The following is a 22,895-nucleotide window of genomic DNA, read 5'->3' as shown; positions in this document are numbered from 1 at the left end:
TCATGGCTTATCCCCGATCCTGAGAATATCTGTTGTCCCCAGCATCCTGCCAGTGCGAAACATTCTGACAGAACGTTTTGTGCATACAAGTGACTAAAAGCGTAAGTTCAGTGTCTTAGTGACACAATTTCAGATTAACGCCATTAAGTCGATGATTCACAATCTTTTTACATCCGGGCCATCCGGATGTCTCAAGTGATATCTGACGATCTCTCACACAGCTTGTAAGAGATATCTCACAACAACTCAGGGTGATCACTGCATATCACGCGCTAACCGGCTGTAATGATTTAAGAAATATCTCAATACTTTCCGCTAAAACCTCGCGCTTCTTACCACCAGGCTGCTCAAGTATCACTTCCCCACTGAGATTTGATAACGAGATAATCGCCTGCTCTGACTCGGTGGTGGCGATAAACAGGGTGGGTGACTGACGTAACCGGCGCTGCATCAGTAAATGACCAATCAGATTCTCCTGTAACCGCAGAAAATCCTCTTCACTCCAGACCTGCAACAGCGTCAGGTTTTGCTGGCCGAAGCGGGCTTGCATGTCTCCGGCAAATTGGGTGGTATAAAACGCGGTTATCTGCGGCTGTAACTGCAGGTCGATCGCTCGCCCCACTGCATCCAGGCTGGGCGGTAGCGTAAAAGGTTGTGGCTGCCACAGAACCTGCTGGTCGCGGTCTTCCAGCGCACAGGGCGACGGTACGCCATAAAGATCGCTGCTGGCGGGCGCATGGCCAGCGTGCTGTTGCCAGTACTGACAATAGCGGGTAGTAAAGTCGCGCAATGCGGCGGCAGTGTGCTGCGTCATTCATATTCTCACTTCTGATAGGTTACACTTAGCCACTTTGATTAATTTTGGTGGTAACCGCAATGACTACTCACGAACAGGATCAGGCCCTCAGTAACCTGACGCTGGGCAAACCCACAGCCTATCACGATCGCTACGACAACAGTTTGTTGCAGGCGGTACCGCGTAGCCTGAACCGTGAACCGCTCGGCCTGTTTCCTGAAAGCCTGCCGTTCAGCGGCAGCGATATCTGGACATTATATGAACTGTCGTGGCTGAACAGCAAAGGGCTGCCACAGGTGGCCGTCGGTGAAGTGGTGCTGGATGCGCACAGCCGCAACCTGATCGAATCGAAAAGTTTTAAGCTCTACCTGAACAGTTTTAATCAGACCCGCTTCGCCGACTGGGGCGAGGTGCGCCAGACGCTGGAGCGCGATCTCAGCGCCTGTGCTGACGGTGAAGTGCGGGTCGCGCTGTTCCGGCTCAATGAAATTGAAGGACAGCCGATCGGCCACTTCGACGGTTACTGCATTGATGAGCAGGATATCGCCATCGAGGATTACCGCTTCAATGCTGACTATCTGGCTGATGCGGCTGGCAGCGAAATCGTTGAAGAGACGCTGGTCAGCCATCTGCTCAAATCGAACTGCCTGATTACCCATCAGCCCGACTGGGGTTCGGTGATGATTCGTTATAAAGGCCCGCGTATCGACCGCGAAGCGCTGCTGCGCTATCTGGTGTCGTTCCGCCAGCACAACGAATTTCATGAGCAGTGTGTTGAGCGTATCTTTAATGATCTGCTGCGTTTCTGTCATCCTGAGACGCTGACGGTCTATGCGCGCTATACGCGGCGTGGCGGGCTCGACATTAATCCGTGGCGCAGTAATGTGCCCTTCTCTCCCGGTTATTCGCGTCTGGTGCGTCAGTAGTTTGCGAGATCTCTCGCAGGCTGTGCGCGACAGACGTGGTTCCACTTGAGCTACGCGGGCCGACAAGGCTACTCTGGAGATGGCGGCATTCTGCGGATTGCCGACCAGGGATTTTCGTCACTGCGTTTGCAGTGTCAACAGTCACCCAGGCGGGTGTAAAGGAGTTCATTTGATTACCCATATCAGCCCTCTTGGCTCAATGGATCTGCTCTCGCAGCTGGAAGTCGATATGCTGAAACGCACGGCCAGCAGCGACCTGTACCAACTGTTTCGCAACTGCTCGCTGGCGGTGCTGAACTCCGGCAGTCAGACCGACAGCAGCCAGGAATTACTCTCCCGCTTTGAGAATTTTGATATCAACGTGCTGCGCCGTGAGCGCGGCGTCAAACTGGAACTGATCAACCCACCGGAAGAGGCGTTCGTTGATGGACGCATCATTCGTTCATTGCAGGCCAACCTGTTTGCCGTACTGCGCGACATTCTGTTTGTCAGCGGTCAGCTTAATGCGCCGGGCCGTTTAAGCGCCGCAGAAGAGAACGATTCTGCCGCCATCACCAACACCGTGTTTTCCATTCTGCGTAATGCCCGTGCGCTGCACATCGGCGAGTATCCCAACACCGTGGTGTGCTGGGGCGGCCATTCCATTAATGCGGTGGAATATCAGTATTGCCGTAATGTCGGTACCCAGCTGGGGCTGCGTGAACTGAACATCTGTACTGGCTGTGGGCCAGGCGTGATGGAAGCGCCAATGAAAGGGGCCGCGGTGGGCCATGCTCAGCAGCGCTACCGGGACAGCCGCTTTATTGGTCTGACAGAACCCTCAATCATTGCGGCCGAGCCGCCTAATCCGCTGGTGAATGAGCTGATCATCATGCCGGATATTGAGAAGCGCCTTGAGGCCTTTGTCCGCATCGCCCACGGCATCATTATCTTCCCTGGCGGGGTCGGCACCGCAGAAGAGTTGCTCTATCTGCTCGGCATCATGATGAATCCGCACAACAGCGATCAGGTGTTACCGCTGATCCTGACCGGGCCTGAAGAGAGCGCGGATTACTTCCGGGTGCTGGATGACTTCATCGTCAGCACGCTGGGCGAGCAGGCGCGTAAGCACTATCAGATTATTATCAACGATGCCGCTGAAGTGGCGCGTCTGATGAAGAAAGCGATGCCGCAGGTGAAAGAGTATCGTCGTGAAACGGGCGATGCCTACAGCTTTAACTGGTCGATTCGCATCGCGCCGGATCTGCAGGTGCCTTTCCTGCCGACCCATGAAAATATGGCCAACCTCAACCTTTACACCAACCAGCCGCCGGAAAAACTGGCCGCCGATTTACGTCGCGCCTTTTCAGGCATCGTCGCCGGTAACGTGAAAGAGATGGGAATCCGCGAAATCCGCGAAAAAGGTCGCTATAAACTGCATGGCGACGCCGACATCATGCATCGCATGGACGAACTGCTACAGGGATTTGTTGCGCAGCAACGTATGAAGCTGCCGGGCACCGCCTACATCCCCTGCTACGAAATCATCAAATAAACCAGGAGGCAGCCGTCAGGCTGCCAGGATGCTCATGGCTCTACATCTTCTTATCGTGGATGCGTTAAACCTGATACGCCGGCTACATGCGGTGCAGGGATCGCCCTGCGTCGATGGCTGCGTGGCGGCACTGCGCCAGCTATTAGGGCATACCCGTCCCACCCACGTCGTGGCGGTATTTGATGGCGAAGCCCGCCATCATGGCTGGCGTCATCAGCGCCTGCCGGATTACAAAAGCGGCCGTCCGCCGATGCCCGACGATCTGCAGGCGGAAATGCCGGCGTTGCAGCAGGCGTTTCGTGACGCTGGCGTCAGCTGCTGGATTGCCGAACAGGATGAGGCGGATGATTTAGCCGCGACGCTGGCGGTAAAAATGGCGCAGGCCGGACATCAGGCCACCATCGTCTCTACAGACAAAGGTTACTGTCAGCTACTGGCACCCGAAATCCGCATTCGTGACTACTTTCAGAAGCGCTGGCTCGATCTGCCCTTTATCGAAGCTGAGTTTGGCGTGGCACCGCAGCTGCTACCCGATTTCTGGGGATTGTGTGGCATCAGCAGCAGTAAGATCCCTGGCATTACCGGCATCGGGCCAAAAAGTGCTAAACAGCTGTTGTCAGACTTTCATTCGCTCGACGGGATCTATCAGCACCTGGATCAGGTGCCGCCAAAATGGCGCGACAAATTAGCCAACGGTCAGCAGATGGCGGAGTTGAGTCGCGAGGTGGCGACGCTGAAACGGGATCTGGTTCTGCAGGGCAATCTGAATACGTTACGATACAGCGGCTGAGTGCCGAAACCCTCAGCCGCGAACACTCAGCCGGTTAATCAGCGCTCGTCGCGACGGCCACCCACTGCGGCCCAGATTCGGCGAATGTGTACCGTGACTTCTTCGCGATCGTGATAGAGCTGGCGCGCGCGGATCTGCGCATTGATGTCGTTCTCATCAAACCGCTCCTGAATCATCGCCAGATTCTGCGTCACCTCTTCGTAGCGCTTTTTCATCGGCAACTTGAGGTTGAAGATCGCCTCACGGCACCAGCCGTTTACCAGCCAGTCGGTCATCAGATTCGCTACCCGCACCGGTTTCTCAACCATGTCGCACACCAGCCAGCTGATGTTGGTGCGCGGCGGACGGAATTTAAATCCATCGGCGCGTTCGTGCATCACCTGCCCGGTATCCATCAGGCTCGGTGCCATTGGACCGTTGTCGACCGCATAGACCATCATGCTGCGCTGCACCAGTTGATAGGTCCAGCCGCCAGGACAGGCACCGAGATCGACGGCATACATGCCGCTGGCGAGACGTTCATCCCATTCATCTGCCGGAATAAAGACGTGAAACGCCTCTTCCAGTTTCAGGGTTGAACGACTCGGCGCATCAGACGGGAATTTAAGCCGCGGAATACCCATGTAGAAAGCAGAACTGTTTTCCGGCAGCGAATAGCCGACATAACAGGTACCCGGCGCAATGAAAAACACATGCACGACCGGACGTTTCGGGCTTTCATAGTTGAGCAAAATTTTGCTTTCGCGCAGCGCGGAACGGAGCGGTACGGTGAACTTGCGGCAGAATTTAGTCAGCTCTTTCGCTTCGTTGGTGTCCGGCACCTCAACGCGCAGTTCGCCGCCCTTTTCCACCACGCCGGTCAGCATACCGACAATCGGTGTAATCCGGTCTTCCTGCGGCAGATCGCGCAGCAGTTCGCCCACCACCAGCATCTGTCGTGCAAAAATCAGATCGTCAAAGGGTAATTCACGTACCAGTCGTTCGGCGTCCTCAAACTGATAACACTCAAACAGCACATAGCCGGAATCCTCTTTAACCCGCGGGAAGCCGTAGACTTCGCGTTCAGCAGCTTTAGCGCTGATTTCTGCCGCACACTCTTTTTCAAAACCGGGACGGCAATAGAGTAAAACTTTATTCATGGCGTTCTGCCCTTCGTTTAAGACGCAGCGCGCCAATCAACATCAATACCCAACCGGCGAGGAAGCATAATCCTCCCACTGGGGTGATAAAAACCCAAAACTTCAGATGCGACAGCGCCAGACAGTAGAGGCTGCCGCTGAAGAGTACGGTGCCGAGCGCCATCAGCGCACTGCTCCAGTAAAACCAGATATTGGCGCGGCGCAGCATCGCAGCACCCAGACCCATCACCGCTAAGGTGTGATAAGCCTGATATTCCAGCCCGGTATGAATCCAGGCCATCTCAGCCGGTCCGAGCGATTTACTCAATACGTGGGCACCAAAAGCACCAAACGCCACCAGCAAAAATCCGCTAATGGCAGCAAAGATAAACATGGCACGACTGGACATGAAACGATCCTCAGAGTGCGTTTGCATCGCAATGCAATAAAATCAAGACGTTATTGTTGGTATCGAAAGCGGAATTTTTCTTGTTCAGTTGCAGCTTTTTCCAGGATCCACTGTCGAAAGGCGGCTATTTTACCCAGTTCTGCCTGACTGTCATGACAAACCAGATAAAAAGCATTTTTACTGACTAATACGTCGTTAAACGGACAGATTAAACGCCCGGCCTCGATTTCGCTCTGCGCCATCACGTTATTGGCCAGCGCGACGCCCTGACCGTGAATCGCAGCCTGTAATACCATCGCGCTGTGGCTGAAGATGGGACCCTGCTGAACGTTGATATGCTGCAAGCCGAGCTGGCGGATATAGGATTGCCAGTCACGCCGTGAGGCATCATGCAGTAGCGTGAAGCGCGCCAGATCCATCGGTGTTTTAAGCGGATTGTCGCCGGTCATCAGCGAAGGCGAGCAGACGGGCAATAAATATTCAGCGTAGAGCTTCTCAACCCGCAGGCCTGGCCAGTTGCCGCGACCATAAAAAATCGCCACGTCGACATCATCGGCCAGTTTCTCTTCGTCACGGTCAACCGCCTGAATCCGTACATCGATCCCCGGATAAGCCATATTAAAGCTGGAGAGGCGTGGAACCAGCCACTGAATCGCAAAGCTCGGCAGTAAACTGACGGTCAGCGCACCCTTGGCGCTGCGTGCCTGCAATTTACGCGTGGCTTCGTTGAGCGCCGAGAAGATCTCTTTGATATCCAGATAGTAGCTTTGACCTTCTTCAGTCAGCAAAAGCGAACGATTCCTCCGGCGAAACAGCTTCAGACCGAGAAAATCTTCCAGAGATTTAATCTGATGGCTTACAGCTGCCTGGGTGACGAAAAGCTCTTCAGCGGCTTTGGTAAAGCTTAAATGGCGCGCGGCGGCATCAAATACCCGCAGGGCGTTAAGAGGAGGAAGGCGTTTCGACATGGTTTTCCGTATCCGGATCGGCAAAAAACACGCGGGCTAATACTTACCCTTTACGTATTAGAATTTTTAATCCGAGACATTATAATTTGTCCGTTGAGGAACCTCCAGCAAATACCTATAGTTGCCGCACTTCCTGAGCCGGAACGAAAAGTTTTTAGAATTGTGAGTGAGTTCGCAGATTTTCTGAAAGCTTTTGGCTTGTGGTCGTGATGTTGTGTTTGCAATTTTTGATCCGACGATTGCGGATCAAGCTCTTAATTCCTGTAGATTTACCCTGTCTGTCCATAGTGATTTTTAAATAGCACCGCAAAATGCGGTGCTTTTTTTTTGCTCAATTACTGGCCCATCTCAACCATTTCTTTGACATCTGAACGGTTGATCTGCTGCTCGTTGCCATTGGCATCTTTATAGCTGATCATACCGGTTTCATCGTCTACCTTTGGTTTACCGTCGGCAACAATGGTACGGCCATCATTAGTGTGCATCACATAGTTGCTGGAACAGGCAGTCAGGGTAAAGGCCAGGGTACATACGGCCAGCACTGCGGTGAGTTTTTTCATCTTCTATCTCCTTGCAGATTGATTGCATCAAACCACCCGCGTTACGCTAACCAGAGGCAGCAGATAAGTGTGATCGACCAAATATTGTTCGATCGTTGTGCGGGTTTGGTTTAAACCTTGCAATAATCAGCATAACGCGCTTTTCCAGCTTTGCCAGACAGAGACCATTCTTTCAGTCTGGTCCTATTTATTCTCATCATGGGCCGAGCATGACCGTATTTAACCCAACGGCGTTTCGCCAGCAGTTTCCCGCACTCGCCGATGCCGGTGTCTACCTTGACAGCGCCGCGACCACCCTGAAACCGCAGGCGGTGATCGACAGCATTCAGCAGTTCTACAGCCTGAGCGCTGGCACCGTACACCGCAGCCAGTTTGCCGCCGCACGCGCTTTAACCGAGCGATATGAGCAGGCGCGAAGCCAGGTCGCCCATTGGCTTAACGCCGCTGATGGTCATCAGATTGTCTGGACGCGTGGCACCACGGAAGCCATTAATTTGGTGGCTAACAGCTGGCTGCGTCCACGCTTGCAGCCGGGCGATGAGATTGTGGTGAGCGAAGCCGAGCACCACGCCAATCTGGTGCCGTGGCTGATGGCAGCACAGGCGTGCGGCGCGCGGGTCGTCAAATGGCCGCTGGGTGTCGATCGGTTGCCGGATATCGCTCAACTACCCGCCCTGCTCAACAGCCGAACCCGCCTGCTGGCGGTGAGCCAGATGTCCAATGTGACCGGCGGCTGTCCCGATATCGCCCAGGCAATCCAGCTGGCACATGCGGTCGGTGCCAGGGTGATGGTGGACGGTGCGCAGGGCGTAGTGCACTGCCCACCCGATGTGCAGGCACTGGATATCGATTTTTACGCCTTTTCCGGCCATAAAATTTATGGCCCGATGGGCATTGGCGTGTTGTATGGCAAAGCGGAGCTGCTGGAAGAGATGGCGCCGTGGCAGGGTGGCGGAAAAATGCTGACGGCGGTCGATTTCAACGGTTTTACCCCGCAACCGGTGCCGTGGCGCTTCGAGGCGGGTACGCCAAACGTCGCCGGCGTGGTCGGATTAAGTGCGGCACTTAGCTGGCTGGGTCAGCACGATCAGGCCAAAGCCGAAATGTGGAGCCAGCAGCTCGCCAGTCTGGCGGAAGAGCAGCTGGCGGAACTGCCAGGCTTTCGTAGTTTTCGCTGCGGCCATGCCAGCCTGTTAGCGTTTGAATTTAGTGGCCTGCACCACAGCGATATTGTCACTCTGCTGGCGGAACAGGGCATTGCGTTGCGTGCCGGTCAGCACTGCGCCCAGCCACTACTGGCAGCGCTGGGGGTCAGCGGGACGCTCCGCGCCTCATTTGCGCCCTATAATAATTTGCAGGATGTTGATGCCCTGGTGCGCGCCATGCGCAGCGCCATTTCGCTGTTATCGGAGTGTTGAGATGAGTTCACCGCTGTTAGCGCCACATCCATTTGGCGAGTTGATTACGGTTGAAAGCCTGAAGGAGACCTTTAGCCGCTTTCACCAGTGGGAAGATCGCTATCGCCAGCTGATTCAGCTGAGTCGTCAGCTGCCCGCGTTACCGGAGACGCTTAAAAAAGCCGGGATTGAGTTAAGCGGCTGTGAAAACCGGGTCTGGCTGAGCAGCCAGTTGCGTCCGGACGGCACGCTGCACTTCTATGGTGACAGTGAAGGCCGCATCGTTCGCGGTCTGCTGGCGGTACTGCTTACCGCGGTGGAAGGTCAGACGCCGCAAACGCTGCTGGAAAACGATCCGCTGGCGCTGTTCGATGAGCTGGGTCTGCGCGCCCAGCTCAGCGCCTCACGCAGCAGCGGATTACAGGCGCTCTCAACCGCGGTCCAGCAGTCGGCGCGTCAGGCGCTGGGTTCGGCCTGACGGGCAGCGCGTGCCAGATATTTCTTCAGCGCGTGTGAGACGGCGACAAAACCAAAAGTTGCGGTCACCATCGTGGCTGAGCCAAAACCGGCGGCGCAGTCCATTCTTTTCGGCCCTTCAGCGGTGCTGCGTGAAGCACACACGCTGCCGTCAGGCTGTGGATAGACCAGCGCCTCGGTAGAAAAGACGCAGTCGATGCCGAGTTTCCCCTTACTGTTTTTCACCACGCCAAAAGTTTTCAGCCGTTCGCGCAACTTAGCCGCCAGCGGGTCCTGAATGGTTTTCGCCAGATCGGCTACCTGGATCTGCGTCGGATCGATCTGACCGCCCGCGCCGCCGGTGGTGATCAGGGGGATCCTGTTGCGGCGACACCAGGCGATCAGCGCCGCTTTAGGCCGCACGCTGTCGATCGCATCGATCACATAATCGAAACCCGCCGCCATCAGTTCGGCGGTGTTGTCCGGCGTAATAAAGTCGTCGATACAGATCACTTCGCAGTCGGGATTTATTGCGCGCAGCCGCTCCGCCATCACCTCTGTTTTGGCTTTGCCGACGTTGCCGTTGAGCGCATGAATCTGCCGGTTGGTATTGGTGATACAGACATCATCCATGTCAATCAGGGTGATTTTGCCGATACCGGTGCGCGCCAGCGCTTCAGCCGCCCAGGAGCCGACGCCGCCAATTCCGATGACGCAGAAATGCGCATCAGCAAAACGCTGCAACGCATCCTGACCATACAGACGCGCCGTGCCACCAAACCGCTGGTGCCAGGCATCATTTAACACTTTCATATTTGAACCTGTAACGTCGTGCGGGCCCGCAGGCCCGCAGAGAAGAAATTAGTTGGAACCGAGTAGCAGTGAGCCATTATTACCGTTTTGCGGGCTGGAGAACAGCGGTTGTCCGGCACCCGGCGCGGCTTTCAGTACCCAGACGCGGCCATAATGGTTATAGAAGCCCGCCAGATGGGCGGCGTCCGGCCCGATCCCCTGATAGATGTCGAAGTGCTGGCCTTTAATCGCGCCACCCACATCCAGCGCCACCATCAGGCGCATCTCATATTTGCCGTTGAATTTGCCTTTTTCATTTAGCTGCGGCACTTCCGCCAGCAGTGCCGTTCCGGCCGGAATGATTGAACGGTCAGACGCTACCGAGGCTTTGGCAACCAGCGGCACCGCGCTGGCGCCCCGCACCGGCGTAAACGGCTCCGGCTTAAAGAAGACAAAAGATGGGTTGGTTTCCAGCAGCGAGCGGACTTCCTGCGGCGAGTGTTCCTGCGCCCACTGACGAATCGCCTGCATCGACATATCTTCACGCTTCACTTCACCACGATCGATCAGCTCTTTACCGATACTGTGATAACCCCAGCCATTTTTACCGGCGTAACCAAAGAAGGTCATCGGACGACCATCGCCAAAATCAACGTAGCCACTGCCCTGCACATCCATCATGAAGTTATCAATCAGCGAGTTGCTGTAGGCGATGACGTAGCGGTCATCGAGGCCGCCACTATAGATAGAGGCGCGGCTTGGCAGTTTCTCGCCGCGCTTACGCGGTGGCATCCGGTAGATCGGATACTGAAATTCACCCTGACGGGTATAGCGCGCTTCAACCACCGGCGTGTAGTAACCGGTGAACTGCACGTTACCGTAGTTATCCGTACCTTCCATCTGCCAGGCATTCAGGCCAAACTGCTGCAGCTGGCGGGTATCTGCACCGGCCATCAGCCAGCTTTCAATCGCGCTGTAGGTTCCATTCTGGCGGCTGTACAGCCCGGATGATGCGGTCTGAATCTGGCGCACCTGCTCGCCAAAGTCGCGGCCATTGACCGGGCTGCCTTTGGCATTCGGCTGATTCACCAGCGCCAGCGGCTGTTCCAGTTTGCCATCTTTATATTGCTGACCGCGATCGGTCGGTTTAGAACTACAGCTCGCCAGCAGGGCGATCAACGCGCCGGTCACAGCAATCCTGGCCCAGTGTGCTTTCATTATGGTCTCTTTTTATAAATGTTCGTCCCGCGACGATAGCAAAGCCCCCGGCAGAATGAAATCCATCCGCTTTCTGCCTCCGGCTATCAGTTCAATAATTCATCAGATGGTTGAATCCTTCAGCAACTGACTGTAAATTTGGCCTTTGTGTGCAAAAAGGGGTTGCATCAAATAACGCGCGGAGTATAGTGCGCATCCACGGACGCGGGGTGGAGCAGCCTGGTAGCTCGTCGGGCTCATAACCCGAAGGTCGTCGGTTCAAATCCGGCCCCCGCAACCAATACTTCTGCAGCAGTTTACAGAAGTTACAATGTGAAAGTCGCTAAGCGCAAAAAGTACGATACGGACGCGGGGTGGAGCAGCCTGGTAGCTCGTCGGGCTCATAACCCGAAGGTCGTCGGTTCAAATCCGGCCCCCGCAACCAATACTTCTGTGCAGTTTACAGAAGTGATAATCTGAAAGTCGCTAAGCGCAAAAAGTACGACACGGACGCGGGGTGGAGCAGCCTGGTAGCTCGTCGGGCTCATAACCCGAAGGTCGTCGGTTCAAATCCGGCCCCCGCAACCAATCATTTAAACACCTGAAAGGGTGTTTTTTTGTTTCTGCCGTCTGAACATCCTCTTCTTCATTGAACATCCTCTTCTTCATTGAACATCCTCTTCTTCATTGAACATCCTCTTCGTCATCGGAGCTCAACGGATAGCGCAGGCTACCCGCTGCCATTTACCGATGCGCCAGTGCCGCCCCACTCTCCACATACGCTTTGATGCCGTGCAGAATCGCCTCCGCTACCTGCTGCTGATAGCGCGTGGTGCGCAACTTACGTTCCTCTTCGACATTACTGATAAAAGCCGTCTCCACCAGGATTGACGGGATATCAGGCGCTTTCAGCACCGCAAATCCGGCCTGATCCACCGTTCGTTTGTGCAGATGGTTGATGCGCCCCATGCGGTGCAGCACCTCTTTGCCAAACTTCAGGCTGTCGTGGATGGTTTGCCGCTGCACCATATCGAACATGGTGTGGTCGAGATAGCGATCGCCGCTCTTGCTGACGCCGCCAATCAGGTCAGATTCATTCTGGGTCTGGGCAAGGAAGCGGGCTGCGGCCGAGGTGGCGCCGCTGGTTGAGAGAGCAAACACCGAAGAGCCGCGCGCCGCCCGGCTGGTAAACGCATCAGCATGAATCGAAACGAACAAATCGGCGCGCTGCTTGCGGGCTTTGGCGACTCTGACGCGCAGCGGAATAAACACATCCTCGTTGCGCGTCATGTAGGCTTTCATATTGGCTTCTTTATCGATCAACGCTTTCAGCCGCCGGCCAATCTTCAGCACAATATCTTTCTCGCGGGTTTTATGTTTGCCGTGTGCACCGGGATCTTCACCGCCATGGCCGGGATCGATCATGATAATGATTGGACGATCACGTCCGGCTTTGCCCGGCAACGGTGCCTGCACCGTTTCATTTTTTTCCAGATCGCCCTGGTTATAATCCTTCAGCAGCGCCAGCAGGGGATCGTCCTCCACCTGATTCTGGCTGGGATAGAGATCCACCACCAGCCGGTGATTAATGCCTGCCACCGGCGACAGATTAAAAATTTTGGGTGCGACACTGCGCTTTAGCTCCAGCACCACCCGCACCGTGTTGCTGTCGAACTGGCCGACGCGCGCATTTTTGATAAAGGGATCATCCACCCTCACCTGCTTGTCGACCCCTTTCAGTACCGGATTGAGATGCAGCCCTTCAATATCAATTACCAGCCGTTCCGGATTGCTCAGCGCAAACTGCCTGTATTTCAGCGCCACATTCGACTCCAGCGTCATACGCGAGTAGGTCGATGACGGCCAGATACGCACCGCGACGATATGGCTTTTCGCCGCCAAACCGACCCGGCTAACGCTTAACAGCAGTAAGGCACCGCTTCCTTGTAAAAATCGTCTGCGTGAAAAGGGGGAATTAAAATCCGACATGCCGCTCCAGCTGCTGTGTAATGTCTAAAAAAGCGCCAGTTAATAAAATGGCGGCGAAAACTTTATCCAATCCGCAAGGTGATGTCACCCCGGAAATCCTAAATAATGCAGGCTGTTAGCGGCTTTGGCACCCGAAAAAACGTAAATTTTCGTCAGGATTAACGCTTGCAAAATCGCGGCTAAAAGCATAAAAATACAAAAAATTCGAATAATCATTCACTGAGGACTGGCCGTGAAGGAACGTAGTACTGAACTGGTTCAGGGTTTTCGCCATACCGTTCCCTATATCAATGCCCACCGGAACAAGACCTTTGTCATCATGCTGGGCGGCGAAGCGATTGAGCATGAGAACTTCTCAGGCATCGTCAACGATATTGGTCTGCTGCACAGCCTCGGCATCCGCCTGGTGGTGGTCTATGGCGCCCGTCCGCAAATTGATGCCAGCCTGGCGGAACATCAGCTTGAGCCGGTTTATCACAAGTTTACCCGCGTTACCGATGCGCAATCGCTGGAACTCGTGAAGCAGGCGGCCGGTCGTCTGCAGTTAGATATTACTGCCCGTCTCTCCATGAGCCTCAACAATACGCCGCTGCAGGGCGCGCATATCAATGTAGTCAGCGGCAACTTCATCATTGCGCAGCCGCTGGGTGTGGATGATGGCGTCGATTATTGTCACAGCGGGCGTATTCGTCGTATCGATGAAGAGGCTATTCATCGTCAGCTGGATAACGACGCGATTGTGCTGCTCGGTCCGGTGGCGGTGTCGGTGACCGGTGAGAGTTTTAACCTGACCTCGGAAGAGGTGGCGACCCAACTGGCGATTAAACTTAAAGCGGAAAAAATGATCGGCTTCTGCTCAGAACAGGGCGCACTGGATAGCGAAGGCAACATTATCTCCGAGCTGTTCCCGAATGATGCCCAGGCGCGTATTGACGAGATGGAAAGCGATGGCGATTACCTCTCCGGCACCGTTCGTTTCCTGCGCGGCGCGGTCAAAGCCTGCCGCAGTGGCGTACGGCGCAGCCATTTAATCAGCTATCAGGAAGATGGCGCGCTGTTGCAGGAGCTCTTCTCTCGTGACGGTATCGGCACGCAGATCGTGATGGAGTCTGCCGAGCAGATCCGGCGCGCCAATATCAATGATATCGGCGGCATTCTCGAACTGATCCGGCCGCTGGAGCAACAGGGGATTCTGGTGCGTCGCTCACGCGAACAACTGGAGATGGAGATTGATAAATTCACTATCATCCAGCGCGACAACCTGACGATAGCCTGTGCCGCGCTCTATCCCTTTATGGATGAGAAGATCGGTGAAATGGCCTGCGTGGCGGTTCATCCTGACTATCGCAGCTCATCGCGCGGCGAAATGTTGCTGCAGCGTGTGGCGTTACAGGCGCGTCAGATGGGGCTGCAGAAGCTGTTTGTGTTAACCACCCGCAGCATCCACTGGTTCCAGGAGCGCGGCTTTACGCCGGTCGATATTGAGTCGCTGCCTGAGAGTAAAAAAGAGATGTATAACTATCAGCGCCGCTCCAAGGTCCTGATGGCCGATCTGACCCGCCATACGCTGTAAGGGCTGAACGGGCCGGGCGACTGATGCCGCCGGCCCGCGCTGACGGGGGATTATCCTGCCTCGCCCAGTCGCTCTACCAGACCACTACGCCGCTGGGTTTGCAGCTGCACGGCCCGCTGGAATACGCCCGGATCGCTGTAGAGCGTCAGCTGTTTACGGGCGCGCGTTATCGCGGTGTAGACCAGCTCACGGGTCAGTACCGGCAGGAACTGCGTTGGCATTACCAGCGCGGTATGATCAAACTCCGATCCCTGTGATTTATGTACCGTCATCACCCAGGCGGTTTCATGCGATGGCAGGCGGCTCGGCTGAATCGCTTTGATGTTGCCATCCGGCAACGGGAAAAAGACCTTCAGGTTGCCCTCTTCGTCGCGCAGCGTAATGCCGATATCGCCGTTGAACAGCCCCAGCGCACTGTCGTTACGGGTAATCATAACCGGCCGGCCCAGGTACCAGCGCCCGCCGATAGCGGGACGACGAATACGCTGCAGCTGCGTCAGCCGCTGTTCAATACGCTGGTTTAGCCCGTGCACGCCAAAGGGCCCGTCACGTAACGCACACAGCAGCTGATAGCGACCAAAGGCCGTCAGCACTTCGGCAGGTGACGCCTGCTGCCTGATCAGCTGCAGATAAGGCTGATAGCCCTGTGCCACCTCATCCAGCATCGCCTGATAAGCCTCGCCACTGGTTAACGGCTGATAGCAGAGATCCTGAAAGCCTGCGGCGAAAACCGCTTTCACCTGCTGCGCATCCCCCAGGTTAATGGCCTGAGCCAGCTGACCAATGCCTGATTTGGCGTCAAAACGGTAACTTTTTTGCAGCAGACAGATACTGTCACGTACCGCGGGTGCCAGCCGATCGTCACTGCCCTGCAGCGCACATCCGGTCAGCAACGCGAGCTGTTCCGCACGCGCCAGGCTGTAGCCGCTCTCGGTACAGCGACAGATATCGCCCAGCACGGCACCCGCCTCAACCGACGCCAGCTGGTCACGATCGCCAAGAAAAACCACCCGCGCATGGGCCGGCAGTGCGGCGATCAGCTTCGCCATCATCGACAGATCGACCATTGAGGCTTCATCAACCACCAGCACATCGAGATGCAGGGGATTACCGGCGTGATAGCGCAGACGCTGGGTATCTGGCTGCGCGCCCAGCAGCCGATGCAGTGTGGTCGCTTCCGTCGGGAAGCGTCGGCGCTCTTCCTCGCTAACGGCTAAATTCTGCAGCGCGTTACCCAGCGACTCGGTGAGGCGCGCCGCGGCTTTGCCGGTCGGAGCGGCTAACTGAATCCGTAAGTTGCCAGGATTCAGCCGGATCAGCGCGGCGAGTAATTTCGCCACCGTGGTGGTTTTACCGGTTCCGGGTCCGCCGGAAATCACCGCGGTCTTGCGGGTCAGCGCCACCGCGGCGGCAATTTTCTGCCAGTCATCCGGACGCGTGCCGAACAGCGTATTCAGCACTTCACTTGCCGCCTGGGCGTCAAATGCCGACTTCACCTCCTGCAGGGCAAAGAAGCTCGCGACCCGGCCCTCGCTGTGCCACAGGCGATGCAGATAGAGACGGCGATTACTGAGCACCAGCGGGGTAATCAGGCTGCCGTCACTGACGGCTGCCCAGTCGGCCAGCAGTGATAACCAGTCATCCGGCGCACCGGCAGCCTGCCACAGTGCCTGCGCCAGCGCGGGCTGACGGCCCGCAAACAGACCCGCTTCGCTGAGGTTATCCAGCGGCAGACAGACGTGACCTTCCCCCGCTTCCGCGCTAACGCAGGCCGCCGCGAGCAGCAGTGCCGGTTGTGATTCTTCCGCCAGCAGGCGGGCAAACTGAATATCTAACGGCCGCAGGAGACGCTTCTCAACCGCCTGAAGCAGCAGGCTCAGCATTTCACTCATGACAACTCCGTGGTATGACCAAACAACGCATCAATCTCTTCAATAAAGGCTTCGCCGGGACGGGTGGCAAAAATACCGTTATCCGGCGAACTGCCATCCATCCCGCGTAAAAACAGATAAAACACCCCGCCGAAGTGGCGCTGATAATCATAATCCTGCAGGCGGTGCTGAAGATAGCGATGCAGCGCCAGGGTATATAACTGATACTGCAGGTCATAGCGGTGGTCGATCATCGCCTGCGCCATCGCCTCGGGCGTATATGCCGCGTGGCTCTCCCCCAGCCAGTTCGACTTATAGTCGAGCAGATAATATTTTCCCTGCCAGCGGAACACCAGATCGATAAAACCTTTCAGCATGCCCCGCACCTGGCGGAAATCGAGCGCTGCCGCCTGTCGTGACAGCGGATCGTGACGGCGCAACAGATCGTCGAGATCGGCCGCGGTCAGCAGATGATTAATCGGCAGATAAAACTCCATCTCGATCAGCCGGTCACTGCTTTTTATTGCCGACAGCGTCAGGCCGTCAGCGTTAAGCGGCGTATGCAGGACCCGTTCGATCCACTGCTGGATGACCGGTAACCAGCTCAGCGGATAGCCGTGGTGCTGTAACTGATCTTCCAGCCAGATTTCATCCGGCGGTTCGGCAAAATCGATCGATTCAAACAAACCGTGTAAAAAGGTGCCGGGTGCGGCACCGCGCGGGAAATGGTGGGGCGTGAGCGCCGCGTCTTCACTGCCCTCCTCTTCACCTGCCGCGTCGATATCAAAATTGGGCAGCGCATCCAGCAGCGCCGAGCTGTGGTGCTGTTGCAGCCCTGAATAACTGGTGACCCGCCAGGCATCTGCCAGCGCACGCGTGACTTCACGGCTGCTTAATGCCTGATCGCCGGCTGGCCGATCCTGCCATGTTTCGCCTGGCCGCAAATCATCTGCGATAACCTCAATCCCGTTACCGCTTAACGCCGCCAGACGCTGGCTGAGTTGCTCCGCATCGGCCGCTTCGCCCCGCTGCACCAGATAACCCAGCGCACTTTTATGCAGATCGCTTTCGCCCTCTTTTTTACGCGTTCCCTTTATCAACGGGGCAATACCGACGCTGCAGTGATAAACCGAACGGGTCAGGGCCACATAGAGCAGACGTAAATCTTCGGCCAGGCGCTCCTCTTCGGCCAGCGCCATGCTCTGAGCATCGCCCTGCACATCCAGTAAGGCAGCAAAACTTTCACGATCGTGATAAAGCGCACTGGCCGCCTCACGGTAGCCAGCGGCAAACGGCAGCCAGACCAGCGGGTATTGCAGCCCTTTCGATTTATGGATGGTGACGATTTGCACCAGGTGACGATCGCTTTCCAGCCGCAGCTGCTGGCTGGCCGACTGACTATTGGGCCGGGCAATCTGCTGGGCCAGAAAACGCACCAGCGCATGCGGACTGTCGAGCTGCACTGAGGCTTCCTGCAACAGTTCGCCCAGATGCATCAGGTCGGTCAGACGGCGCTCACCGTTTTCGGAGGCGAGCATATTCTCAGCCAGCTGACGCTTGATCATCACGTCGCGCAGCATCGGTAACACGCCACGCTGGTGCCAGAGCTGCTGCCAGAGGGCAAACTGCTCGACCAGCGCATCCCACTCGCGCTCATTCTGGGTCAGCGCATCCAGCGTGGCGGCATCAATGGCGAAGATCGAGGTCGCCAGCGCGCTGCGCACCAGGCGTTCCTGCTCCGGTGCCTGAATCGCCTGCAGCAGCCACAGCAACTCTCGCGCTTCAGGCGTGGTGTAGACGCTGTCGCGACTGGAGAGATAGACGGAAGGAATCGACAATGCATTGAGCGCATCGCGGATCAATCCCGCTTCGTTGCGGCTGCGGACCAGCACCGTGATGTCAGACGCACGCACCGGTTGCAGTGCCTCGCCTTTTCCCAGCAATGCCCGACCCTGCTGCCCGGCCACCAGCCAGCGGCTGATATCCGCCGCACACTGACGCGCCATAAACTGCTGATAATCACTGCTGCCGACGCCTGCACCCGGCTGTAACCAGAAGCGCAGCGCCGGTTGTGGCCGATCGTCATAGATCAGTTTCAGCGCCTGATTCGGCGCGGCCGGTTTCACCTGCAGGAACGGAATGGCGGAGAACAGAAACGGCGATTCCAGCTGTGAAAACAGGCGATTTACGCTATCGACCATTTCCGGCGATGAGCGCCAGTTAGTATCGAGCGTGTAGTGAGCACTAACTTCGTTTCGCGCCCGCAGATAGGTAAAAATGTCCGCGCCGCGAAACGCATAAATTGCCTGCTTAGGGTCACCGATTAACAGCAGCGCCTGTTCCGGCTGGTTGATATAGAGCGTGCGGAAAATGCGATATTGCTGCGGATCGGTATCCTGAAATTCATCGATCAGGGCGACCGGAAAGCGCGCCCGAATGGTCTCAGCCAGCAGGATACCGCCCGGCTGCTGCAACGCCTCATCGAGCTTACTCAGCAGGTCATCAAAGCCTAACAGCGCCCGCAGCCGTTTCTCACGCTGAACAGTGGCGCGCACGTCGGTCAGCGCCTGGGCAATGATCACATCCCTCAGCGATAAAGGCTCCGCCAGAAACTGATCGATCGCCTCAAACACCGGATGGCGTGGCGCTTCGCCTTTTTTGGTTTTCTCCTCCAGCTGCTGCTGACCAAATCGCTCCAGCTCTTTCGGCAACTGGTAATCCAGCGTTTCGCTGTTGGCCCACTGTGTCACTTTCGCAACCCAGATCGGCAGATTCTTGCTGCTGTAGCTGCGCTTATCGACGCCGGAAGCGCCGATGATGCCTTCAACATCAGCACTGAGCGACTGCCACTGCTGCTTGATTGAGGTGATGCGTGCCAGATTGCGGGCGTGACGTGACGCCAGCGTTTCATCGGCGGCTGGCGGACGTTTCAGGCTGGGCGATTCGCCCTGGAGCCAGGGGCGCAGCGTGGTCAGCAGACTGTCCGGTCCGCTCCATTCCGCGGCAATCACTCGCGCCACGTCAAGCGACAGCGGATAACACTGCCGACGCCAGAAATCAGCGGTGGATTGCTTCAGCAACGCCTGTTCATCCTCAATCAGCTCCTGCTCAAACAGCATGCCGGATTCAAACGCATTGAGGTTGAGCATCCGCTGGCAGAAGCCGTGGATGGTAAAGATGGCGGCTTCATCCATCTGTCGCTCTGCCGCCAGCAGCTGCGCGGCGGCGTGCGTTAAGTCGGGTATCTGATCAAGCAGCAACTGGTGCATCGAATCGCTGCTTTTACCGCGGATGCAGGCCAGCCGCAGCTGATGGATATTCTCCCGGATACGCCCGCGCAGTTCAGCGGTGGCGGCCTCGGTAAAGGTTACGACTAAAATTTCTTCAACCGACAGAGGCCGGCTGTAGGCGTTCTCACCGCCAAGGCCCAGCAGCAGGCGCAGATAGAGTAAGCCAATGGTAAAGGTTTTTCCGGTGCCCGCTGAGGCCTCAATCAGCCGCTCGCCTCTGAGCGGCAGTGTTAAAGGGTTCAGCGATTCAGGCGGTAACTGCGTCATTGGGTCTCACTCTTTACCGGCAGCGACTGCTGCAACTGTGCCACTTCGCTCCAGGTTTTCCAGCCTGGCAACGCGGCAAAGGCCACTTTTTCATCACTGTTGCCCGCAATCTGCGAGGTCATCACCATACCCGTGTGATCTATCACCGCCTGCTGGAAGAAATCGGCCAGGCTGGCGGGCGTCAGTTGTTTAATCTGGGCGATCACTTTCTGGCGCGTATTAAATGCGTCGTTCTGGCGGTCAAAGTCGCGACTGTAGCGATCCGCTTCCTCGTCGAGGGTCTGAGGCCGCTGTTGCAGATCGTTGATCATCGCCTGCTGGTATTGAGCAAAGTCGGCCTGGCTCATGTTGCGTAAGCGTTTTTCCGCCTGCGGATAGAAGGCCTGATAACGCTGCAGCAGCAAGGCGGGTTGTTTGCTGTTGCTCTGCAGCAGGAAGCCAATTCCCCACTGGCGTCCCACCGGCATCTGGAAGGCAAATACCGCATAGCCGAGTTGCTCTTCAGTACGTAACTGGTTGTAGAACCACGGCTGCACAATCTGGCTCAGCATCGAGCTGTTCGCCATGCTCTGATATTCGCCATAGCCCAGCGGAATATAAAGCGCCGCCAGGGCAGAATCGGTACTGCTGCCCTTCTGCTGCAGGTTCGCTTTCAGCGGTTTTTCGAAGGTCACATATTTGCTGCGCCAGGCGTCGGTCCCGTTACTCTGCATCTGCTGTTTCAGTTCGCGACCCAGCTGAATCACGCTATCGGCGCTGAGGTTGCCTACCACCATCATTTCCGGCGTTGCCGCGCGGAACAGTTGATCGCGATAAGCCGTGACGTCGTTAAGTGTGATCGTGCTCACCAGCTTGCGACGCGTCTCGCGCTGGGTATAGGGCAATTGTGATAGCAGCTGCATCGGCTGAATCGCCTGTTCAAAGGCTTTTCCTTTCTCTGCCGCGTCAAGCCGTTCCAGATACCAGGATTTGGCCTGCTCCAGTTGCTGTGGCGTGGGCTGGAAAGTGGCATACCCTTCCACCAGCTTCTTCAGCAGAGTGGGCAGACGCTGGGTAAAGCCGCTGGCGCTGAATACCAGCCCCTCATTCTCGCCGGTGGAGAAACTGATGCCGCCCACCGACGCCTGTGAATTAAGCTCATCCAGCGCCAGACTGGAGAGATAGTCATTCAGGCCAAACAGGACCTGCTGGCGCGCGTCGCTGATGGCATGTTTGTTGCGCAGCGCCAGCGTGATCGCAGCCTTTGGCTCACTGGCGTAAAACTGACTGGGCATCCAGTAAATGCGCATCCCGGCATCATTTTCCAGCCTGACCGGATGCGGATACTGTTTCCCGTCCGCTGGCAGCAGGGTGAAGTCATCCGGAATATAGGGGTTCAGCGTCGGCATCGACAGCGCAATCTGGCTGGCGCGTTGCTGCCAGTCAGCAAACATCTGTGGCGCTATTTTTTCAACCTGATACGGCGCATCCACAAAGTAAGCCTGTTTATTGTGCGGTTCCTGCGGACTGATATACCAGATACGCGCCTGCTGCGGCGTCATCTCATCGAGCCGTGCTTTGATCGCCGCAGCATCGTACTGATCCGCCAGATAGGGCGCATCCAGCGTGTGTTCAACCGGTACCCGCAGCATGGTGTCGGCCAGCCATTCGATGTAGTCCATATCCCGGGTGATGGAGGGATAGCGGAAATCGAGCGCCAGGACGCGCGAGACCTCATCGAAATAGCGCTTATCATCCGCCTGCTCACGCAACAGATTGATATAGCTAAAAATAGCTGCAACCACTTCGTCACGTTGCGCCAGACCTTTGTCGGTCAGCGAGGCGGTAATGGCAAAAACGCCGCCGTTACGATCGGTCATCGGGTCTGCACCGGCATTGACGCCATCGGCCAGTCCCTGCTTTTGCAACCAGTCGGTCAGGGTATTTTTACTGCGATTGCTGATCAGGTAGCTGATCAGGGTGTCTGTTTTGCTGCGAAAACGATCGCTGTTATTGCCAATACGAAACTCAATTTTAAGCTGTTTGCGCGGCTGAGCCGGAACATAGTGGATCAGGATGCCCTGCTGTTCCGCGGTCACCACCGGCACGGTAATCGCCGGCACAGTGGCGTTGTGGTTAGCGACCCGACCAAAGGTTTTCGCGGCAATCGATGCCATCTCGGGCAGCGTTTTATTGCTGTAAATGACCGCCTTCATCAGATTGGCGGAGTAATGCGAGTGGTAAAAGTCCTGCAGCGCCTGATGCAGTTTACTGTCGGGCTTATCTTTCAGCGTGTCGAGGTTACCGCCGGAAAAGCGCGAAGCAGGATGAGCCGGGTTAAGGGTTTCCGCCCCAACCTGCGCCATACGTAAACCATCGCGCGAGCGCGCCATCGTCAGTTCAGCATTGACCGCATGGCGTTCCCGATCAGCGTTCACCGGGTCCAGCAGCGGCGCGGCAACTGCATCGGCCAGGCGATCCACTGCTGGCTCCAGCGAAGCATTTTCCACTTCCAGATAGAAGGCGGTGCGGTAAGAGGCGGTGCTGGCATTGTGGCTGCCACCGTGCTTTTTCAGGAACTCAGCCAGATTGTCCGGCTGCGGGTAATGGGCAGAGCCCATCAGCACCATATGCTCCAGATAGTGCGCCAGACCAAGCTGCTGATCGGGATCGTCCAGAGAGCCAATCGGTAAGGTCAGCGCCGCCAGCGACTTAGGTGCCACCGGATCGGAAACCAGTAATACCGTCATTCCGTTGTCGAGCCGGATGGCCTGATACTGACGAGGATCGTGTTCACTCTTGCGAATGACTTCATTAATCGGCTGCCAGCCCGTTTCTGTCTGCGCCAGTGCTGTGAAAGCCACCAGACTCATCAGCAGCGTTGCCAGCCAGCGTGCGTATATCCGCATGTAAACCCCTTACCTTACCCAATAAACCGTCAGTGTCTGACACCGCGGCTCAACGCAGAGCAAACTTTCTGTGT

The 22,895-nt window shown here is 56.4% G+C and carries 17 protein-coding genes and 3 tRNA genes; 9 read left to right on the top strand and 11 right to left on the bottom strand.

Annotation, left to right across the window (positions count from 1 at the left end; genetic code table 11):
* Positions 1-265: 265 nt before the first annotated feature.
* Positions 266-814, bottom strand: a complete 549-nt coding sequence (gene syd, locus LZU96_RS04605) for a SecY-interacting protein (RefSeq protein ID WP_233987260.1) — start codon at positions 812-814, stop codon at positions 266-268.
* A 62-nt stretch (positions 815-876) separates the two neighbouring features.
* Between syd and queF the strand changes: the two genes are divergently transcribed.
* The 3 genes from queF to xni all read left to right on the top strand — a co-directional run bounded on the left by queF (position 877) and on the right by xni (position 4,046).
* Positions 877-1,722: an NADPH-dependent 7-cyano-7-deazaguanine reductase QueF gene (gene queF / locus LZU96_RS04600; RefSeq protein WP_233987259.1), complete on the top strand. Its 846-nt coding sequence runs from the start codon at positions 877-879 to the stop codon at positions 1,720-1,722.
* Between the two features lie 169 nt (positions 1,723-1,891).
* On the top strand, positions 1,892-3,256 hold the full coding sequence (ppnN, locus tag LZU96_RS04595) for a nucleotide 5'-monophosphate nucleosidase PpnN (RefSeq protein ID WP_233987258.1): 1,365 nt from the start codon (positions 1,892-1,894) through the stop codon (positions 3,254-3,256).
* 34 nt (positions 3,257-3,290) lie between these two features.
* Positions 3,291-4,046, top strand: a complete 756-nt coding sequence (gene xni, locus LZU96_RS04590) for a flap endonuclease Xni (RefSeq protein ID WP_233987257.1) — start codon at positions 3,291-3,293, stop codon at positions 4,044-4,046.
* Between the two features lie 38 nt (positions 4,047-4,084).
* On the opposite strand, the gene rlmM is transcribed toward xni, so the two are convergent.
* The 4 genes from rlmM to LZU96_RS04570 all read right to left on the bottom strand — a co-directional run bounded on the left by rlmM (position 4,085) and on the right by LZU96_RS04570 (position 7,101).
* Positions 4,085-5,185 (bottom strand): 23S rRNA (cytidine(2498)-2'-O)-methyltransferase RlmM, encoded by a 1,101-nt coding sequence (rlmM, locus tag LZU96_RS04585; protein ID WP_233987256.1) that lies wholly within the window; start codon positions 5,183-5,185, stop codon positions 4,085-4,087.
* A complete protein-coding gene (locus LZU96_RS04580; protein ID WP_031374718.1) occupies positions 5,178-5,573 on the bottom strand; it encodes a DUF423 domain-containing protein in 396 nt (131 codons plus the stop codon). Before LZU96_RS04580 ends, rlmM begins: the two co-directional genes overlap by 8 nt.
* Positions 5,574-5,623: 50 nt before the next feature.
* Positions 5,624-6,541 carry a transcriptional regulator GcvA gene (locus LZU96_RS04575; protein WP_233987255.1) on the bottom strand — a complete coding sequence of 306 codons (918 nt, stop codon included), beginning with the start codon at positions 6,539-6,541 and terminating at the stop codon, positions 5,624-5,626.
* Between the two features lie 335 nt (positions 6,542-6,876).
* Positions 6,877-7,101: a YgdI/YgdR family lipoprotein gene (locus LZU96_RS04570; RefSeq protein ID WP_233987254.1), complete on the bottom strand. Its 225-nt coding sequence runs from the start codon at positions 7,099-7,101 to the stop codon at positions 6,877-6,879.
* A gap of 209 nt (positions 7,102-7,310) precedes the next feature.
* On the opposite strand from LZU96_RS04570, the gene csdA reads away from it, so the two are divergent.
* Positions 7,311-8,519, top strand: coding sequence for a cysteine desulfurase CsdA (gene csdA / locus LZU96_RS04565; protein WP_233987253.1), 1,209 nt, complete (start codon positions 7,311-7,313; stop codon positions 8,517-8,519).
* Position 8,520: 1 nt separating this feature from the next.
* Complete coding sequence (gene csdE / locus LZU96_RS04560; protein ID WP_233987252.1) at positions 8,521-8,976, top strand: cysteine desulfurase sulfur acceptor subunit CsdE; 456 nt, start codon at positions 8,521-8,523, stop codon at positions 8,974-8,976.
* Here the strand turns inward: csdE and tcdA are convergent.
* Together tcdA and mltA are read right to left on the bottom strand one after the other, a co-directional pair.
* Positions 8,955-9,767, bottom strand: coding sequence for a tRNA cyclic N6-threonylcarbamoyladenosine(37) synthase TcdA (gene tcdA / locus LZU96_RS04555; protein ID WP_233987251.1), 813 nt, complete (start codon positions 9,765-9,767; stop codon positions 8,955-8,957). The two genes, csdE and tcdA, sit on opposite strands and share 22 nt — an antisense overlap.
* A gap of 48 nt (positions 9,768-9,815) precedes the next feature.
* Positions 9,816-10,964, bottom strand: a complete 1,149-nt coding sequence (mltA, locus tag LZU96_RS04550) for a murein transglycosylase A (protein WP_094120825.1) — start codon at positions 10,962-10,964, stop codon at positions 9,816-9,818.
* A gap of 203 nt (positions 10,965-11,167) precedes the next feature.
* On the opposite strand from mltA, the gene LZU96_RS04545 reads away from it, so the two are divergent.
* From LZU96_RS04545 to LZU96_RS04535, 3 genes are all read left to right on the top strand, one after another.
* Positions 11,168-11,244 (top strand) — tRNA-Met (locus LZU96_RS04545).
* A 67-nt stretch (positions 11,245-11,311) separates the two neighbouring features.
* A tRNA-Met gene (locus LZU96_RS04540) sits at positions 11,312-11,388 on the top strand.
* Between the two features lie 66 nt (positions 11,389-11,454).
* Positions 11,455-11,531 (top strand) — tRNA-Met (locus LZU96_RS04535).
* 156 nt (positions 11,532-11,687) lie between these two features.
* On the opposite strand, the gene amiC is transcribed toward LZU96_RS04535, so the two are convergent.
* Positions 11,688-12,932 (bottom strand): N-acetylmuramoyl-L-alanine amidase AmiC, encoded by a 1,245-nt coding sequence (gene amiC / locus LZU96_RS04530; protein WP_233987250.1) that lies wholly within the window; start codon positions 12,930-12,932, stop codon positions 11,688-11,690.
* 232 nt (positions 12,933-13,164) lie between these two features.
* On the opposite strand from amiC, the gene argA reads away from it, so the two are divergent.
* Positions 13,165-14,505, top strand: coding sequence for an amino-acid N-acetyltransferase (gene argA, locus LZU96_RS04525; RefSeq protein WP_233987249.1), 1,341 nt, complete (start codon positions 13,165-13,167; stop codon positions 14,503-14,505).
* Positions 14,506-14,555: 50 nt separating this feature from the next.
* Here the strand turns inward: argA and recD are convergent, their stop codons facing one another.
* Genes recD through ptrA form a run of 3 tightly spaced genes read right to left on the bottom strand, consistent with a single transcriptional unit; the run spans position 14,556 to position 22,821 of the window.
* Entirely contained in the window at positions 14,556-16,397 is a 1,842-nt protein-coding gene (recD, locus tag LZU96_RS04520) for an exodeoxyribonuclease V subunit alpha (RefSeq protein ID WP_233987248.1), read from the bottom strand.
* Positions 16,394-19,933: an exodeoxyribonuclease V subunit beta gene (gene recB / locus LZU96_RS04515; RefSeq protein ID WP_233987247.1), complete on the bottom strand. Its 3,540-nt coding sequence runs from the start codon at positions 19,931-19,933 to the stop codon at positions 16,394-16,396. The genes recD and recB overlap by 4 nt, the downstream gene beginning before the upstream one ends.
* Positions 19,930-22,821 (bottom strand): pitrilysin, encoded by a 2,892-nt coding sequence (gene ptrA / locus LZU96_RS04510; RefSeq protein ID WP_233987246.1) that lies wholly within the window; start codon positions 22,819-22,821, stop codon positions 19,930-19,932. Before ptrA ends, recB begins: the two co-directional genes overlap by 4 nt.
* Positions 22,822-22,895: the final 74 nt, after the last annotated feature.

The sequence above is a fragment of the Pantoea agglomerans genome, from assembly GCF_021397715.1.
Taxonomy (GTDB): Bacteria; Pseudomonadota; Gammaproteobacteria; order Enterobacterales; family Enterobacteriaceae; genus Pantoea; species Pantoea astica.
Note: the sequence above shows the minus strand (reverse complement) of the source record. Positions and strands in the feature narration are given on the sequence as shown.

Bases quoted from the DNA above. Each gene is read 5' to 3' on its own strand.
- syd (WP_233987260.1), bottom strand. From the start codon at position 814: ATGACGCAGCACACTGCCGCCGCATTGCGCGACTTTACTACCCGCTAT.
- queF (WP_233987259.1), top strand. From the start codon at position 877: ATGACTACTCACGAACAGGATCAGGCCCTCAGTAACCTGACGCTGGGC.
- xni (WP_233987257.1), top strand. From the start codon at position 3,291: ATGGCTCTACATCTTCTTATCGTGGATGCGTTAAACCTGATACGCCGG.
- rlmM (WP_233987256.1), bottom strand. From the start codon at position 5,185: ATGAATAAAGTTTTACTCTATTGCCGTCCCGGTTTTGAAAAAGAGTGT.
- LZU96_RS04580 (WP_031374718.1), bottom strand. From the start codon at position 5,573: ATGTCCAGTCGTGCCATGTTTATCTTTGCTGCCATTAGCGGATTTTTG.
- LZU96_RS04575 (WP_233987255.1), bottom strand. From the start codon at position 6,541: ATGTCGAAACGCCTTCCTCCTCTTAACGCCCTGCGGGTATTTGATGCC.
- LZU96_RS04570 (WP_233987254.1), bottom strand. From the start codon at position 7,101: ATGAAAAAACTCACCGCAGTGCTGGCCGTATGTACCCTGGCCTTTACC.
- csdA (WP_233987253.1), top strand. From the start codon at position 7,311: ATGACCGTATTTAACCCAACGGCGTTTCGCCAGCAGTTTCCCGCACTC.
- csdE (WP_233987252.1), top strand. From the start codon at position 8,521: ATGAGTTCACCGCTGTTAGCGCCACATCCATTTGGCGAGTTGATTACG.
- tcdA (WP_233987251.1), bottom strand. From the start codon at position 9,767: ATGAAAGTGTTAAATGATGCCTGGCACCAGCGGTTTGGTGGCACGGCG.
- mltA (WP_094120825.1), bottom strand. From the start codon at position 10,964: ATGAAAGCACACTGGGCCAGGATTGCTGTGACCGGCGCGTTGATCGCC.
- amiC (WP_233987250.1), bottom strand. From the start codon at position 12,932: ATGTCGGATTTTAATTCCCCCTTTTCACGCAGACGATTTTTACAAGGA.
- recD (WP_233987248.1), bottom strand. From the start codon at position 16,397: ATGAGTGAAATGCTGAGCCTGCTGCTTCAGGCGGTTGAGAAGCGTCTC.
- recB (WP_233987247.1), bottom strand. From the start codon at position 19,933: ATGACGCAGTTACCGCCTGAATCGCTGAACCCTTTAACACTGCCGCTC.
- ptrA (WP_233987246.1), bottom strand. From the start codon at position 22,821: ATGCGGATATACGCACGCTGGCTGGCAACGCTGCTGATGAGTCTGGTG.